Source organism: Mesorhizobium sp. P171375 (assembly GCF_057786075.1).
The window spans coordinates 631,570-645,461 of record NZ_JBYNWF010000001.1; the positions used below are offsets into that span (position 1 = coordinate 631,570).

The 13,892-nt window shown below is 63.7% G+C and carries 11 protein-coding genes; 3 read left to right on the forward strand and 8 right to left on the reverse strand.

The window, feature by feature from the left end:
• Positions 1 to 72: 72 nt before the first annotated feature.
• The gene (locus ACYHH6_RS03120) at positions 73 to 1,314 is read left to right on the forward strand and encodes an MFS transporter (RefSeq protein WP_352586517.1); all 1,242 of its coding nucleotides are present in this window, start codon (positions 73 to 75) and stop codon (positions 1,312 to 1,314) included.
• Between the two features lie 204 nt (positions 1,315 to 1,518).
• On the opposite strand, the gene ACYHH6_RS03125 is transcribed toward ACYHH6_RS03120, so the two are convergent.
• From ACYHH6_RS03125 to hemC, 7 genes are all read right to left on the reverse strand, one after another.
• Positions 1,519 to 3,366, reverse strand: coding sequence for a TPR end-of-group domain-containing protein (locus tag ACYHH6_RS03125; protein WP_352586516.1), 1,848 nt, complete (start codon positions 3,364 to 3,366; stop codon positions 1,519 to 1,521).
• A 379-nt stretch (positions 3,367 to 3,745) separates the two neighbouring features.
• Positions 3,746 to 4,462, reverse strand: a complete 717-nt coding sequence (locus ACYHH6_RS03130) for a glutamine amidotransferase (protein ID WP_352586515.1) — start codon at positions 4,460 to 4,462, stop codon at positions 3,746 to 3,748.
• A gap of 14 nt (positions 4,463 to 4,476) precedes the next feature.
• Positions 4,477 to 4,956: a tellurite resistance TerB family protein gene (locus tag ACYHH6_RS03135; protein ID WP_352586514.1), complete on the reverse strand. Its 480-nt coding sequence runs from the start codon at positions 4,954 to 4,956 to the stop codon at positions 4,477 to 4,479.
• 22 nt (positions 4,957 to 4,978) lie between these two features.
• Positions 4,979 to 6,586 carry a heme biosynthesis protein HemY gene (locus ACYHH6_RS03140; RefSeq protein WP_352586513.1) on the reverse strand — a complete coding sequence of 536 codons (1,608 nt, stop codon included), beginning with the start codon at positions 6,584 to 6,586 and terminating at the stop codon, positions 4,979 to 4,981.
• Between the two features lie 10 nt (positions 6,587 to 6,596).
• Positions 6,597 to 8,111 carry a phage tail protein gene (locus ACYHH6_RS03145; protein WP_352586512.1) on the reverse strand — a complete coding sequence of 505 codons (1,515 nt, stop codon included), beginning with the start codon at positions 8,109 to 8,111 and terminating at the stop codon, positions 6,597 to 6,599.
• A 113-nt stretch (positions 8,112 to 8,224) separates the two neighbouring features.
• Positions 8,225 to 8,938, reverse strand: a complete 714-nt coding sequence (locus ACYHH6_RS03150) for a uroporphyrinogen-III synthase (RefSeq protein ID WP_352586511.1) — start codon at positions 8,936 to 8,938, stop codon at positions 8,225 to 8,227.
• Position 8,939: 1 nt separating this feature from the next.
• A complete protein-coding gene (hemC, locus tag ACYHH6_RS03155; protein WP_352586510.1) occupies positions 8,940 to 9,863 on the reverse strand; it encodes a hydroxymethylbilane synthase in 924 nt (307 codons plus the stop codon).
• 101 nt (positions 9,864 to 9,964) lie between these two features.
• Between hemC and tsaD the strand changes: the two genes are divergently transcribed.
• Both tsaD and ACYHH6_RS03165 read left to right on the forward strand, forming a co-directional pair.
• Positions 9,965 to 11,050 (forward strand): tRNA (adenosine(37)-N6)-threonylcarbamoyltransferase complex transferase subunit TsaD, encoded by a 1,086-nt coding sequence (gene tsaD / locus ACYHH6_RS03160; RefSeq protein ID WP_352586628.1) that lies wholly within the window; start codon positions 9,965 to 9,967, stop codon positions 11,048 to 11,050.
• Entirely contained in the window at positions 11,047 to 12,063 is a 1,017-nt protein-coding gene (locus ACYHH6_RS03165; RefSeq protein WP_352586509.1) for an NAD(P)H-dependent glycerol-3-phosphate dehydrogenase, read from the forward strand. Before tsaD ends, ACYHH6_RS03165 begins: the two co-directional genes overlap by 4 nt.
• On the opposite strand, the gene ACYHH6_RS03170 is transcribed toward ACYHH6_RS03165, so the two are convergent.
• Entirely contained in the window at positions 12,060 to 13,754 is a 1,695-nt protein-coding gene (locus ACYHH6_RS03170) for an ArnT family glycosyltransferase (protein WP_352586508.1), read from the reverse strand. The genes ACYHH6_RS03165 and ACYHH6_RS03170 overlap by 4 nt on opposite strands.
• Positions 13,755 to 13,892 lie beyond the last annotated feature (138 nt).

Consider the following 13,892-nt stretch of genomic DNA (forward strand, 5'->3'; position numbering starts at 1 on the left):
CATTGGCCGGAACAGCGCCCATCTTTGGGAAGTGCCCCGCCGGCCAGTGCAAATCGCAACGGGGCCATATCCATGACATCCCATTCCCAGACACCGCCGGACCAGCGCTACGCCGCTTTCCGCCACCGCTCCTTCCTGAGCTACTGGGCGGCGCGCTTCCTCACCACCTTCGCCACCATGATCGTGTCCGTCGCCGTCGGCTGGCAGATCTACGATCTGACGCGCAATCCCTTCGATCTCGGCATTGTCGGCATCGTCCAGTTCCTCCCGTCGCTGCTGCTGGTGCTGGTCACCGGTGTCGTCGCCGACCGTTTTGGGCGCCGCCTGATCATGGCCCTGGCGACGGTGATCGAGGCAAGCTGTGCGCTGGTTCTTCTGGTCTTGACGCTGCGCGGCCTCGTCAGTCCCGTGCCGATCTTCGCCGTGCTCGCCTTTTTCGGCGTAGCGCGCGCTTTTTACGGACCTGCCTCGTCATCGCTGTTCGCGAATCTGGTGCCGCCGGAGGACTTTGGTAACGCAATCGCCTGGAACTCGTCGGCCTGGCAGACGGCAACCATTGTCGGCCCGGTCGCCGGCGGCCTGCTCTATGGCGTCTCCGCCGAAGCCGCATACGCCACCGCCTCCGTGCTGATGCTGGTGGCTGGCCTGCTGATCTTCACCATTCCCAAGCCGGCCCAGCAAAGCGCCACCGACAAGCCGACGATGGAAACTTTGTTTGCCGGCTTCCGCTACATCTGGAGCGAGAAGATCGTGCTCGGCGCCATCTCGCTCGACCTCTTTGCCGTGCTCCTGTCCGGCGCCTCGGCGCTGCTGCCGGTCTATGCCCGCGACATTCTCGAACTCGGCCCCTGGGGCCTCGGCCTCTTACGCTCGGCGCCGGGCATCGGCGCCATCTGTGTCGCGGTCTGGCTTGCCGGACACCCGCTGCGCGACAATGCCGGCAAGATCATGCTCGGCTTCGTCGCAGGCTTTGGCGCCTTCACCGTGCTGTTCGGCGTCTCCACCATCACCTGGTTGTCGATCCTGGCCCTTGCCGGCCTCGGCGCCACCGACATGTTCAGCGTCTATATCAGGGAAACGCTGATCCAGCTGTGGACCCCGGACGAGGTGCGCGGCCGCGTCAACGCCGTCAACCAGGTCTTCGTCGGCGCCTCCAACGAAGTCGGCGAATTCCGCGCCGGCACCATGGCGGCGCTGATCGGCACCGTGCCGGCCGTGGTGATCGGCGGCGTCGGCGCGATTGCCGTCGCTGGTCTATGGGCGGTGCTGTTTCCGCAGCTGCGCAGGGTGCGGCATCTGAACAGCCGCAACTGATTGAACGCGGATCTTAGTCGCTGGATCGACGCTCGGGACAATCAGCTTGCGCGGCTGAGATGGGGCCGGAAGCGGACGGACAGCTTCGGGCCTCAGATTTTCAATAGGGACCCTCAGGCCGGTGCGAGCAACATCGTGAGCTGGCCCGAAGCGGTCGTTGCTTGGGCGGCAAGCCGTCGCCAAGATGAGGTCCACTCGTTGCAATCAGGTTACCAGCTCAAGTATTTTCTGCCAGCGAGGATGATTGTGAAGCTTGGCGAAGTCAGAGTCCTGTTTTACCCATGCCTTGGTCTCGTGATTTGCGTGCGGAAGCAGACGCGCCAACAGATCTAGCGCCGGCTCGGCATCCTCCAAAAGCGAGTAGACGCAAGCAGCATTGTATTGGGTTAGAATATCGTCGGGATCAATGGCCAACGCACGCGACGTCCATTCCCTCGCACGGGCGATCTCTCCAATTTCGGCAAGCGCGCTGGCGCCTAGATAGGCTGGGCGCGGGTTATCGGGATGCAGAGCCAACTCGGCTTCGGCCAGCTTAATTCCTGTGCGCGCTGCATAGATAATATCCTTGTCCCGGCCCAGGGAACGGTAGATCGGGATCAGCAGGATCTGGCTCTGGTAGTCATCTGGCTTGATCTCAATCGCCCGTTCATATAGCCGCGCGGCTTGATCGAGTTTACCCTGCGCGAAGGAGGCGCGAGCGAAAAAGTAGTGGGCTTCGTACAGGTTAGGATTCAGGGCAATCGCGCGTTCAAATTCCGTCTCAGCCTCGGGATAACGCTCCCCGAGCGATAAGGCCAATGCGCGCGAAGCATGAGCCTCGGACAGGCCACCCTCAAGATCGAGTGCCTTGGCGCTGGTGGCCAGAATACTCTCGACTGCTATGTTCTCATAATAATGTAGAAACAAAAAGGAGTCGCAGTCGGCGATCCCGGAATACGCTCGGGCATAAAGCGGATCGAGCTCGACCGCTTTCGAAAACATTCGCCTCGCAAGCGTGTAATATGCTCTCGAGTGCCTATGCAAGAACTGCCGCCCGCGAAGATAGTAGGTGTAGGCATCGATGTTTTCGGTTGGCGCTTGGCCAACGATCTTTTTCTCCTCCGGCAGAAGCTTTACCTTCAGCTGCTCGACGATCGTTCTCGTTATCTCGTCCTGGATAGCGAAGATATCGGTCAGGTCTCGGTCGTATCGGTCGGCCCACAGATGGGTTCCGTCCTTTCCGTTGATGAGCTGAGCTGTTATTCGCACGCGCTGGCCAACCTTGCGCACACTTCCTTCCAAAACGGTCGTGACGTTGAAGCGCCGGCTCACATCCTGTACGTCGACCGGCTTGCCCTTATAAGTGAATACAGAATTACGGGCGATGACCGACAGGCCTGAGATCTTGGAGAGGTCCGTGATGATGTCCTCGGTAATCCCGTCAGAAAAGTACTCCTGCTCCGGATCTCCGCTCATATTGAGGAAGGGGAGCACCGCTATTGAAGGCTTCTCCCTCTGCGGCAGATTGCCTTGAGGCGTCTGCTCTACGCTCGCAGCACGTGGATCGAGCGACACGTTGTAAACCCTTACAGGTTGTTCGATGTTCTTTAGCTTCTGCTCGCCGGTATCCTCGAAGAGGAGGTCGAGCCGGTTGCCCACATTGTCGCGCACTGGGCCGGAAACCGCGATTCCACCGGACTTGGCGATGGTTTCGATTCGTGCCGCGACGTTCACACCCTCGCCATAGATGTCATCGTCATCGACGATGATGTCACCGAGGTGGACGCCAATGCGGAATTCAATCCGCCTGTCCTCGGGTATGTCGATGTTCCGCTCGCGCATCTTTCGCTGAATGTCGGCGGCGCAGGCGACCGCGTTCACCACACTCGGGAACTCGACCAGCATTCCGTCGCCGGTCAGCTTTACGATTCGTCCTCCATGCTCGCCGATCTTGCCGTCTACCAGTTCCTTACGATGAAGCTTGAGCGCGGCAAGCGTGCCGACCTCGTTCACTCCCATGAGGCGGCTATACCCAACGACGTCGGCGGCAAGGATGGCTGCGAGTCGGCGCACAAAGTTACCTGTGGATATTGGCTGATTTGAACCTTCAGTAGCAGGTTCTTGGCGCTACGCCCATGAGAAATCGAATCCAAGTTATGGTTTGGCGCCTATCTTGAATGCCTGGATAAGTAAATCCTCGCTCTCACGTCGCAAAGCCGCGAAGGGCATTGCGCTGAATTGCCCCGTCATACAGGTAATGTCGCCAGTGTTGTCGTCTTGCGCAGATGTGGGTTCCGGAGTTTGGTAGCCACCCTCGTTAGTAAAGTCTGCCAATAAGCAGATTTCAATTTGTCTCTACGACCGGCATGCGGCGCAAAGCAGTCGTCCACGCCTCGGCGGACGTAAGTCTTCTTGGGTCATGCTTGGCCGTTCAGAGTAATTGGACTTTACTCTATCCCTCAGTAGGCTTGCCGAAGATCAGCTGCAAAAACTCGCTCAGCCAGCGCTTGAGATGCATGTCCCAGATCAGCCGGCCGCCGAGATGGTCGCGGCCGGGCTGCGCACCGGGCAATTCGAAGCGGTGCGCGCCGCGCACCACCCAGCGCTGCATCATCAGCCGGGTCAGTTCGCCATGAAACTGGATGCCCCAGGCATTGTCGCCATAGCGGAAGGCTTGGTTGGGGTAGGTTTCGGCGGTCGCCAGCAGCGTCGCATCCCTGGGCAGCGAAAAGCCTTCGCGGTGGAACTGGTAGACCATGTCGGGCCAAGGCAGCAGCTTTTTGCCGGCTTCGGTCGGCTTCAGCGGATACCAGCCAATCTCGACCAGCCCCTCGCCATGCCCTTCGACCTTGCCGCCGAGATGGTTGGCCAGCATCTGCGCGCCAAGACAGATGCCGAGGAAGGGCCGGTTCTCGCGCAGCGGCACGTTCAGCCAGTTGGTCTCGCGGCGGACGAATTCATCCTCGTCATTGGCGCTCATCGGCCCGCCGAACACGACTGCGCCGGCATGCAAATCCAGTGTTTCCGGCAGGCTGTCGCCGAGCGGCGGCCGACGGATGTCGAGATCGAAACCTTCCTCGAGCAGCATGTGACCGACCCGGCCGGGGCTCGAAGTCTCCTGATGCAGCACGATCAGGATTTTCGGTTTCGAGCTCGGTCTAGGCGGCATGGAGAGCTGGGATCCTATTCGTCGCTCGACGTTCCACTGGCGCCGGGCGCGGCGGCGGCCGCCTTGCGACGTGCCTCGATCCGGTCTTGGCGTTCGACGCCGATCAGTTCGGCGACGCGCCAGACCGTGTTGTCTTCCAGCTCATGCAGTTCGCCATCGGCATAGACGATCTCCCACATCAGGCCGATGAAGGCCTTGCGCGCATCAACATCGAGATGGCGTTTCAAGACGCTGGTAAAGGCATAGAGGTCGATCGCCTCATTGTCGGCGCGCTCGCCAGCGGCAGCTAGCGCATCGAGCTCATCGCCGCTGATCGAATAGCTCTGCGCCAGCACCTGCTTTAACCGCTCCCACTCGACATCCTGGCGCACGCCGTCGGCATTCATCACATGATAGAGCAGCGCAGACGCGGCAACGCGCGGATCGTCCGCATTGGCGCGAGCACCGGCCCCGGAAGGAAGGTCTTTCAGAAAGGACAGGACGCGTTCGAACATGGTGCTCACATCAGGTCAGAGGTCAAAACAGGCGGAACCGGCGTGGTGATTTCTCCGCTTCGTCTTCGGGGTCGACGCCGGGGTCGTCCGGCAACCGGATAACCTCCTCGGCCGGCTCGACCGCCTCGGCATCCGACGGCACGGCGGCAAAGGCAGCGGCAGTGACCGGCGTGACATGGTCGTCGCCCATCACAGACTTCGGCTCAATCGGCGCCTCGGTGATCGTCCTGGCGACGGCCGGATGATCGATCACCTCGGCTTCCTTTGCCGGCTTGGTGGGTGCCGCAAGCACCGGCACCTCGGCCCCAGGCGTCTCCTCATGGCTGTCGATGAGCTGGCCGAGCCGCTCCATCGGCGCGCGCCAGGCGAAGGCGTCGAGCTTGCCGCTGACCGGCGACACCGGCGCCCAGCGTTCGGAGACGACGCCGTCGGCAACCCAGGCCGGATCGCGCGGCGCCCTGACCGCCTTGGACAGCAATTGCCGGATCTTGCCCTGATCGCCGGTCTCGGCCTCCTCGATATCGGCCAGGAGCAGGTAGGCGCCTTCGCGACGGTCCATGCGGATCGCCGCTTCGGCCTCGCGGCGGGCGGTGGAAAAATCCCCCGCGTCGAGCGCGGCGCGTGCCACCGTCATCGACGATTCGGCGTTGTTGCGCTTCAGCTCCTGCAGCTTTTTCGCCCGGTTCAGGCGGTCGACCACCGCATCGCCCGGCCTTGCATGCGTGTAGAGCTCGGCGATCTCCGGATGCGGCTCAGCTTTCCAGGCTGCCTCGAGTATCTTGGAGCCTTTGCGGACGTCATTCTGCTTGAACAGAAGATTGGCCGCCGCAACCGCGGCCGGTGCGAAATCGGGCGCCAGCTTGTTGGCCTCGACTGCGGCTGTCTTGGCCGCGTTGGGATCGCTGTCGGTCAGCGCCTGCGCCTTGGCGGTCAACAGCACGGCGCGGCGGCGATTGGCGGCGTCGCGTTCGATCTGCCGCGTCGACTTCTGCGCCTCGACCAGCTTCAGCGCGCCGTCCCAGTCGCCGCGCCCGGTCAGGTCTTCGAGTGTCGATTCCGCGGCCCAGGCCAGTTGCGGCGCCACGGCAGCGGCGCGGCCGGCATAGTGGCGCGCTGCGTTGCGGTCGCCCAGCCGCTCGGCTTCGAGATAGAGCCCGCGCAAGCCGAGCAGCCGCATTTCGGGATCGTCGAGCATCGCCTCGAATTTCTCGCGCGCGCCCTCATGGTCGCCTTCGAGCAGCGACGCCTGCGCTTCGAGCAGATGGATCAGCGGTTCCTGGTCGGAGCGGATCAATTTGGCCGCTTCCTTTGTCTTCCTGCGCGCCAGCGCGCCATCGCCGGCGCCGGCAGCGATCATGCCGGTCGACAGCGCCTGGTAGCCGCGGTCGCGGCGCCGCACGCGGAAATAGCGCGAAATCGTATAGGGGCTGTTCCACAGCGCCTTGATCAGCCACCAGACGATCATCACTGCTGCGACGACGGCAACGATCGCAACCGCCGCCACCATCAGGCTGACCTGATACTGATAGCCGTTGAAGGTGACGACCATCTCGCCGGGACGGTCGGCCAGCCAGGCAAAGCCCAGGCCGAGCGCGAAGACGGCGGCGAGAAAGGTGAGAATGCGGATCATCGTGTCGTCCTCATGCCTTCATCGCGCCTGCAATCAGCGCGTCGACCTGCGTCTCGACCTCGATGCGCGCCTTCAGTTTGCCGGCAAAATCGGCGCCCGCGGCTTTCACCGCGTCCGGTAGCGTCGCATATTCGCTGAGCGCCTTGGCGTAGTCGCCCTGGTTGACCGCCACCTCCATGCGCGCCACGGTTTCGGGCGCGCCGGCGCCCTCTACGGCACCGATCGGCCGTACCTTGACCAGCGATTCAGCGCTCGACAAAAGGTTCTGGAAGAAGCCGGCATTTTCGTCGACCGGCGTCGCGGCAGCGACCATCGCATTGGCCGCCGCATCGGCCTCGCCGGCGATCTCGGTGCGGGTCGGCACGCCCTTTTCGGCATAGGGACGCAACGCCGCAATCTGCGGCGCATCGGGCGAGATCGCCGCGAAGGTTTCCAGCTCGGCGGCAAACGGCGCGCCACGGTCGAGCGCCGCCTTCAGCGCCGAAGCGGCGATGGCCATAGCGATCTTCGGCTGGGAGGCCTGTGACTCGACCTTGCCAGCGAGCCGCGTCACCGACTGTTCGAGCGCGGCGATCTTGGCCTCCTGCGCTTTGGCTGCCTCGCCGGCCGATTTCACCAACGTATCCAGACCAGCCAGCTTTTCGGTGAGCGGCGCGAGGTCGACGGGCGCCGTGCTGCCGGCCTGGCCGAGGGCCGCGACCGCCGTCTCGATCTGCTTGACCTTGTCGCCAAGCGCGGCAAGCCCGGCATTGTCGCCGGCGCCGCCTTGCTCGACCGCCGATTTCAGCGATGCGACATCGGCCTTCACCTGATCCAGAGCCGACGACAGCCCGTCCACCTTGGCCGTTGCGGCGCCACTGCCGCTGGCTTCCCTGAGGTCGGCGATTTCGCTCTTCAGCGAGGCGATCTCGCCATTGACGCCGTCGAGCGAGACCGTGCCACCGCCCGAACCCGGAGCGCCGAGCACGCCGGCAAACTGCAGCCCGCCGGCGGCGGCCAGCGCGATGACACCGCCAATGATGCCGGCGGCAATGCCGTTGGAACGCTTCGGCTGCGCTGCCATGGGCTGGCTCCTCACCTCGGCTGTATCAGGCGTTTCCTTAGATGCACCCGGCTTGGGCGAGGCATCCTCGAAACTGTAATCGGAGGTCCTGGCGTGCGACGGCGCGTCCGAGGCGGCGGGATAAGGCCTCTCCGGTTCGCCGGACACCTTGGCACCGGTGCTCTCCGGCGCGGCCTGCGCCGCGGCGTCGGAATGCTCCCACGGCTCGAGATCGGCTTGGTCAGCATGAACCGGCTCGTCAGGCGTCTCCGGCTGTGCATCGGCCGTGGTGGCAGCCGCCTCCTCGTGCATGACCGATTCGGCCGAGGTCTCGGTCGCATCGGGGCTTGGGGATGCCGCCACATCGCCATCCGCCTTGGCGGCATCCGCATCGACGATGCGCGAGACGGCGCCGGGTTCGAGCTCGATGGTCACCGGCTCGCGGCGGCCTTTCGAATGTCGCATCTTCGGCGTCTTGACCATGCCTGGGCTCCGCAAATCCTGCTTCGTCTCAACGCCTGACGGCGCGTGATGGTTTAAAAAATGGTCTAGCACATCACCAAGCGGTGAAAAGGGGCGGCGTGATGACACGGGGGTCAGGGGCCTGCACGCAACAGCTCAAGCAACGCCTCCTCCTGCGGTTCCCGGGCAATGCGGATTTTTTTGCCGGTGGCATTGCCGAACGCAGCTGCTATGCGCTCAGAGAGGGCAAAAATCCGCGCCTTTCCAAGGAGATCGCCCAATTCCGCCCGCTTGGCCAAGGCCTGCAACGCTGCCGCCCCCTTGGCCGAATAGAGCAGCACCGCATCAACCGCCTGACCGGACAGGCGCGCACGGATTTCATCATCGGAATAGTTCAGTGAGACAGTGTCGTAGGTTTCGATGGCGCGGACCTCGACACCGGCCTGCCGCAGCCGCGTCTCGAAAGCCGGAAACCGCACGCGTCCCGTGAGATAGACGATTGCCTTGCCGAAAATGCCGGCGGCAATCGCTTCGGCCAGTTTCTCGGCGTCGCCCGGCCCTTCGCTGACCGACAAAAATCCTGCCGCGCGCGCCGCTTCAGCCGTCCTTGCGCCGACGGCATGGCAAGGCAAGGCGGCAAGCGCCGCGATGAGCTCTTTCGGCGCATGGCGCACGGCATTGGCACTGGTGATCGCGACGGCCACGGCATTGTCGCCTGCTGCGCTAGCATCGACCGGCAGCGCTAGGGTTTCGGTCAATGGCACAAGGATCGGCTCAAATCCCAGCCCCTGCAACCGCCGCATGGTGCGCGACGCCCCGGGTTGCGGCCGCGTCACCAGGACACGCATATCAGACCCAGCCGTCGAAGAAGGTTTCGCCGGCCTTGGCCCGCACCGTTTTGGCGGCGTCCGTGCCGATACGAGCGGCATCCTGCTCCGGACCCTCGGCCTTAACCTCATGCGACTGCGTGCCGTCGGGCGAAATGATCAGCCCGGCGAAGGTCAGCGTGCCGTCCGCTATCGTAGCATAGCCGGCGATCGGGGTGCGGCAGGAGCCGTCGAGTGCCGCCAGAAAGGCGCGCTCGCAGGCCAGCGCCTGGCCCGTCGGCACATCATGGATGGCGGTCAGCATCTGGTCCACAGCGCTGTCGCCGATGCGGGTCTCGATGCCGATCGCGCCTTGTCCCGGCGCCGGCGGAAAAGCGTCGAGCGGCATCAAATCGGTGACGACATGGCCGAGCCCCAGCCGCTTCAGCCCGGCATGGGCGAGGATAGTGCCTTCGGCGACGCCTTCCTCCAGCTTGCGCAGCCTGGTCTGCACATTGCCGCGGAACATCACCACGTCGAGGTCCGGCCGCATGCGCCGGATCAGCGCCTGGCGTCGCAGCGACGACGAGCCGACCCTGGCGCCTTGCGGCAGGTCGATGATCCGCCTCGCAGCCTTGCCGATGAAGGCGTCGCGCGCATCCTCGCGCGGCAGGAAGGCGGAAAGCTCCAGCCCGTCGGGCAGCACCGTCGGCATGTCCTTGGAGGAATGCACGGCGATGTCGATCGCGCCGGCCAGCAGCGCCTCTTCGATCTCTTTGGTGAACAGTCCCTTGCCGCCGGCTTCCGACAGCGGCCGGTCCTGGATGCGGTCACCGCTGGTCGAGATGACGACCACCTCGAACGCTTCCGCCGGCATGCCATGCGCTGCCATCAGCCGCGCCTGCGTCTCATGCGCCTGGGCGAGCGCGAGCGGGCTGCCGCGTGTTCCGATTTTCAAAGTTTGCATGGCGCGCGGTCCGTGATAACCCCCGGCTGGCTTTGCGTTTCCGGCACTCCCTCTAACGAGGAACGTCCGGCGACACAATCTCTGGAGACAGCGACGAATTGATCCGCGTTCTGGGCATTGAGACGAGTTGCGACGAGACCGCCGCCAGCGTGGTGACGTTGGACGGCGCTTCCGAGCCGGTGATTGCGTCCAACATCGTGCTCAGCCAGATCGAGGAGCACGCCGCCTTCGGCGGCGTCGTGCCGGAGATCGCCGCGCGCGCCCATGTCGAGGCGCTGGACGGGATCGTCGAGGCAGCCCTTGCCGATTCGGGCACAACGCTTGCCGACATCGACGCCATTGCCGCCACCGCCGGGCCTGGTCTGGTCGGCGGGCTGATCGTTGGTTTGATGACGGCCAAGGCGATAGCCGCGGCCGCCGGCAAGCCGCTGATCGCCATCAACCATCTCGAAGGCCATGCGCTGACCGCAAGACTGACCGACGGGCTCGACTTTCCCTATCTGCTGCTGCTGGTCTCCGGCGGCCACACGCAAATCGTCGCCGTGCGCGGCGTCGGCGACTACCAGCGCTGGGCGACCACCATCGACGACGCGCTCGGCGAAGCCTTCGACAAGACGGCGAAAATGCTCGGCCTGCCCTATCCCGGCGGCCCGAATGTCGAGAAGGCGGCAGCAACGGGCGATGCGACCCGCTTTGCCTTTCCACGGCCGATGAAAGGCTCGGCGCAGCCCGATTTCTCCTTCTCCGGTTTGAAGACCGCCGTGCGCCAGGCGGCGACCGCCATCCAGCCGCTGAGCGAGCAAGATGTCGCCGATATCTGCGCCTCGTTCCAGGCGGCGGTGGCCGATGCGCTGGGCGACCGCGTTGCCCGTGCGCTGGCCCGCTTTCGCCAGGAATTTCCGGACAAGGCCATGCCCTCGCTGGTCGTTGCCGGCGGCGTCGCCGCCAATCGCACGATCAAGGCGACGTTGCACAAGCTGTGCGCCGAGGCCGGCTTTGCCTTCGTCGCACCGCCGCTGAAACTGTGCACCGACAATGCGGCGATGATCGCCTGGGCCGGCATTGAGCGGCTGCGGGCTGGGTTGTCGCAAGAGAACGGTTTCGATTTCGTGCCGCGTTCGCGCTGGCCGCTGGACAGCATTTCGGCGCCGATGGTCGGCTCCGGCCGGCGTGGAGCGAAAGCATGACCGGCAGCAAGGCAAGCGACAGGGACAAGACCGGCTGGCGCGTCGCCGTGCTCGGAGGCGGCGCCTGGGGCACTGCGCTGGCGCTGGCCATGCTGCGCGCCGGCCACGATGTCCGGCTCTACGCACGCGACGAAGAAACCGTCGCCGCCATCCACCGCGGCGAGAACCCGCGCTATCTCCCCGGCATCGCCATCGAGCCCGGCATCGCGGCGACGAGCGATATCGGCGCTGCGCTGACCGACGCCGATTGCGTGCTGGCCGTGGCGCCGGCGCAAGCGCTACGCGCCATGCTGACGACGACAAAGCCCCATATGCCGAAAGGCATTCCGCTGGTTCTTTGCGCCAAGGGCATTGAGCGCGGCACCGGCGCGCTGTTGTCGGCAATCGTCGCGGACATTTTGCCGGAAACCCCGGTCGCAGCCTTGTCCGGCCCAAGCTTCGCCGCCGATGTCGCCAAGGGCCTGCCGACCGCTGTCGTGGTCGCGGCTCGCGATGACGCCCTGGCGGCCGAGCTTGCCGCCCGCTTTTCGGCGGAAAACCTGCGCTGCTATTCCAGCGACGATTTGATCGGCGTCGAGATCGGCGGCGCGCTGAAAAATGTCTTTGCCATCGCCGCCGGTGCCGTCACCGGCGCCGGGCTCGGCGCCAGCGCGCAGGCCGCCATGGTGACGCGCGGTTTCGTCGAATTGCGCCGCATCGGCGCGTCCTTCGGTGCAAAACCGGAGACGCTGATGGGGCTTTCCGGCCTCGGCGATTTGCTGCTGACCTGCTCGTCCGCCCAGTCGCGTAATTTCGCCTACGGCTTGGCCTTGGGACAAGGCAAGCCCTTGGCCGGCCTGACGCTCGCCGAAGGCGTGCCGACGGCGGCGATCGCCGCCCGCATCGCCACCGAGCGCGACATCGACGCGCCGATCATTACTGCGGTGTCGGCGATACTGGATGGCACGATCACCATACGGCAGGCTGTGTCCGCCCTGATGACGCGGCCGCTGAAGACCGAAGCTGATATCTAATTGTATATACCTCGGAACAACTCGGCATTGTCCTCACCGGCGACGATGAGGTTTTCGTAGTCACCTTCCGGAAGCAGCAGTGCCTCGGCCGGACCGCTGCGCAGAACAACGTCGCTGACACCGGCCTCCAACGACAAAGGCAAGGAACGCGGGGTGCCATTGATCTCGACCTTGCCATCTGCTGGCTGCCCGTTCGTCGTGTACAGGTTGTACCGTCCAGGGACCGGCACCTTGAAAACGTCCAGACGGCCGGAGCGAAGGCGACGGCCGGCCATTCTGATGTTGGGAGCGATCTGGACGTAGCTGTCGCGGATAAGAGGGGCGATCACGGGGTCGATCATATCCATGCGATATGACCAGAGGACCACCTTGGGCGGAGAGTCAGAGAGGATTTTGTACGCTTCCGATTCCCTGCCTTCCTGCAACGTTTTCAAGACATGGTGCTGGTCGAGCCAGAGTGTGGAAGGCTCCTGTCGATTGGGCAGCATCCCGATGCCGTCGAAATACTTCTCACCCGGCGCGAGCAACGTTTCCGCGCGCGCGACCAGTTCAAGCTGGGTCTGATTGTTGAGGCGAAGGTAGACAACATCGCTTGCGTAGCTCATGGCCATTGCTGTGATCAGCACCGTCAGGACAACAACCCGGTAGCGCGCGTAGGCTGCGGTAACGTCGAGAAGCTCCAATGACCAGAGCGCAATGAACGGCAGCGCCATGATGAAGACATAAGGCCAGGGCTGGTCGTGCGCGAACACCAGCGCCGTGACGATGAGCGAAAAGATCAGTGCAATTCGCCTTCGTTCATCGAGTTTCATGATCCGCATCAGCGACAAAGCCATACCGGAGAAACAGATCCCGTAAAGAATGGCGTTCCGCGCCAGGGTCTGCACCACGAACTGCCTCAGTCCACCGTAGTCACCCCCCCCACGCGTCGCAATCTCGACCGGGCCTAGTATGAGGTTTTTGGCCGCGAGAACGGGGGCGCCACCGCCGAAGATGAAGCAATAGACAATTACGGGAACCGCCCATCCGAGCACGAGCCACCCCCCGCGGACCGCACCTGTCGCGTAGCGTCTCATCAAGGCTGCGTCAGCGACAAGGCTGACCCCGAGCGCAACGTTAAAGTAGACTGACTTCTGAGTGGTGAGGAAGGCAAGGCCACTTAACATGCCAGCGGCGAGAAGCTGCCTTGCGCTCAACGCAGGTGCGCGCAGGATAACCAGCAGCGCCGCCACGGCGAAGAACACTGCCGGCGGTTCGGCAATTGTGCGAAAGATGCGTTCCATAAAATTCGAAAAGCACAGGAGAATGAGGACGATCGTCAAAGAGCGCACGCGGTCCTCGCCAAGAGCGCGAGCGCATGCGTAGATCAAAGCGATGGTGCCGCAGGCCAGCAGCGCAGACTGCATGCGGCCAGCAAGCAGAATTGATGTGGCATTCCAGCCGATCAGATGAGCAATCTCATAAAAGACCGCGTAGCCGACCGCCTTGGGGTGCCAGATCGTATCGAACAGGCCGTTGGAGAAATATTTGGCCCATCCGAGTTGGACGAATTCATCCATGACGAAGCGGATGTTCCAAGCCAGAACGAACAGCAAGATGATCTTGAGTGCGATCAAGACATGCAGAAGACTTGTGGTTGGGCGCTGCCCGAGAGCGAACAGCTTGTTTGGTCCCGGCTCCTGCGTATTCAAGACATCCCCCTCGATCGTGCCCCAGGCAGACCACTCTTACCCGGCAGCTCCGCTTGGCAGAGCATGTTCCAGCGCGGTTAATTTTCCGAGCACTGTGCTGCGGCCGTCGCGTTTATGATACGGGTTCTTGCAGTGCTC

What these genes read in the sequence shown, in the direction of transcription:
- ACYHH6_RS03120 (WP_352586517.1), top strand. Translation starts at nt 73, where the DNA reads ATGACATCCCATTCCCAGACACCGCCGGACCAGCGCTACGCCGCTTTC.
- ACYHH6_RS03130 (WP_352586515.1), bottom strand. Translation starts at nt 4,462, where the DNA reads ATGCCGCCTAGACCGAGCTCGAAACCGAAAATCCTGATCGTGCTGCAT.
- ACYHH6_RS03135 (WP_352586514.1), bottom strand. Translation starts at nt 4,956, where the DNA reads ATGTTCGAACGCGTCCTGTCCTTTCTGAAAGACCTTCCTTCCGGGGCC.
- ACYHH6_RS03140 (WP_352586513.1), bottom strand. Translation starts at nt 6,586, where the DNA reads ATGATCCGCATTCTCACCTTTCTCGCCGCCGTCTTCGCGCTCGGCCTG.
- ACYHH6_RS03145 (WP_352586512.1), bottom strand. Translation starts at nt 8,111, where the DNA reads ATGGTCAAGACGCCGAAGATGCGACATTCGAAAGGCCGCCGCGAGCCG.
- ACYHH6_RS03150 (WP_352586511.1), bottom strand. Translation starts at nt 8,938, where the DNA reads ATGCGTGTCCTGGTGACGCGGCCGCAACCCGGGGCGTCGCGCACCATG.
- hemC (WP_352586510.1), bottom strand. Translation starts at nt 9,863, where the DNA reads ATGCAAACTTTGAAAATCGGAACACGCGGCAGCCCGCTCGCGCTCGCC.
- ACYHH6_RS03165 (WP_352586509.1), top strand. Translation starts at nt 11,047, where the DNA reads ATGACCGGCAGCAAGGCAAGCGACAGGGACAAGACCGGCTGGCGCGTC.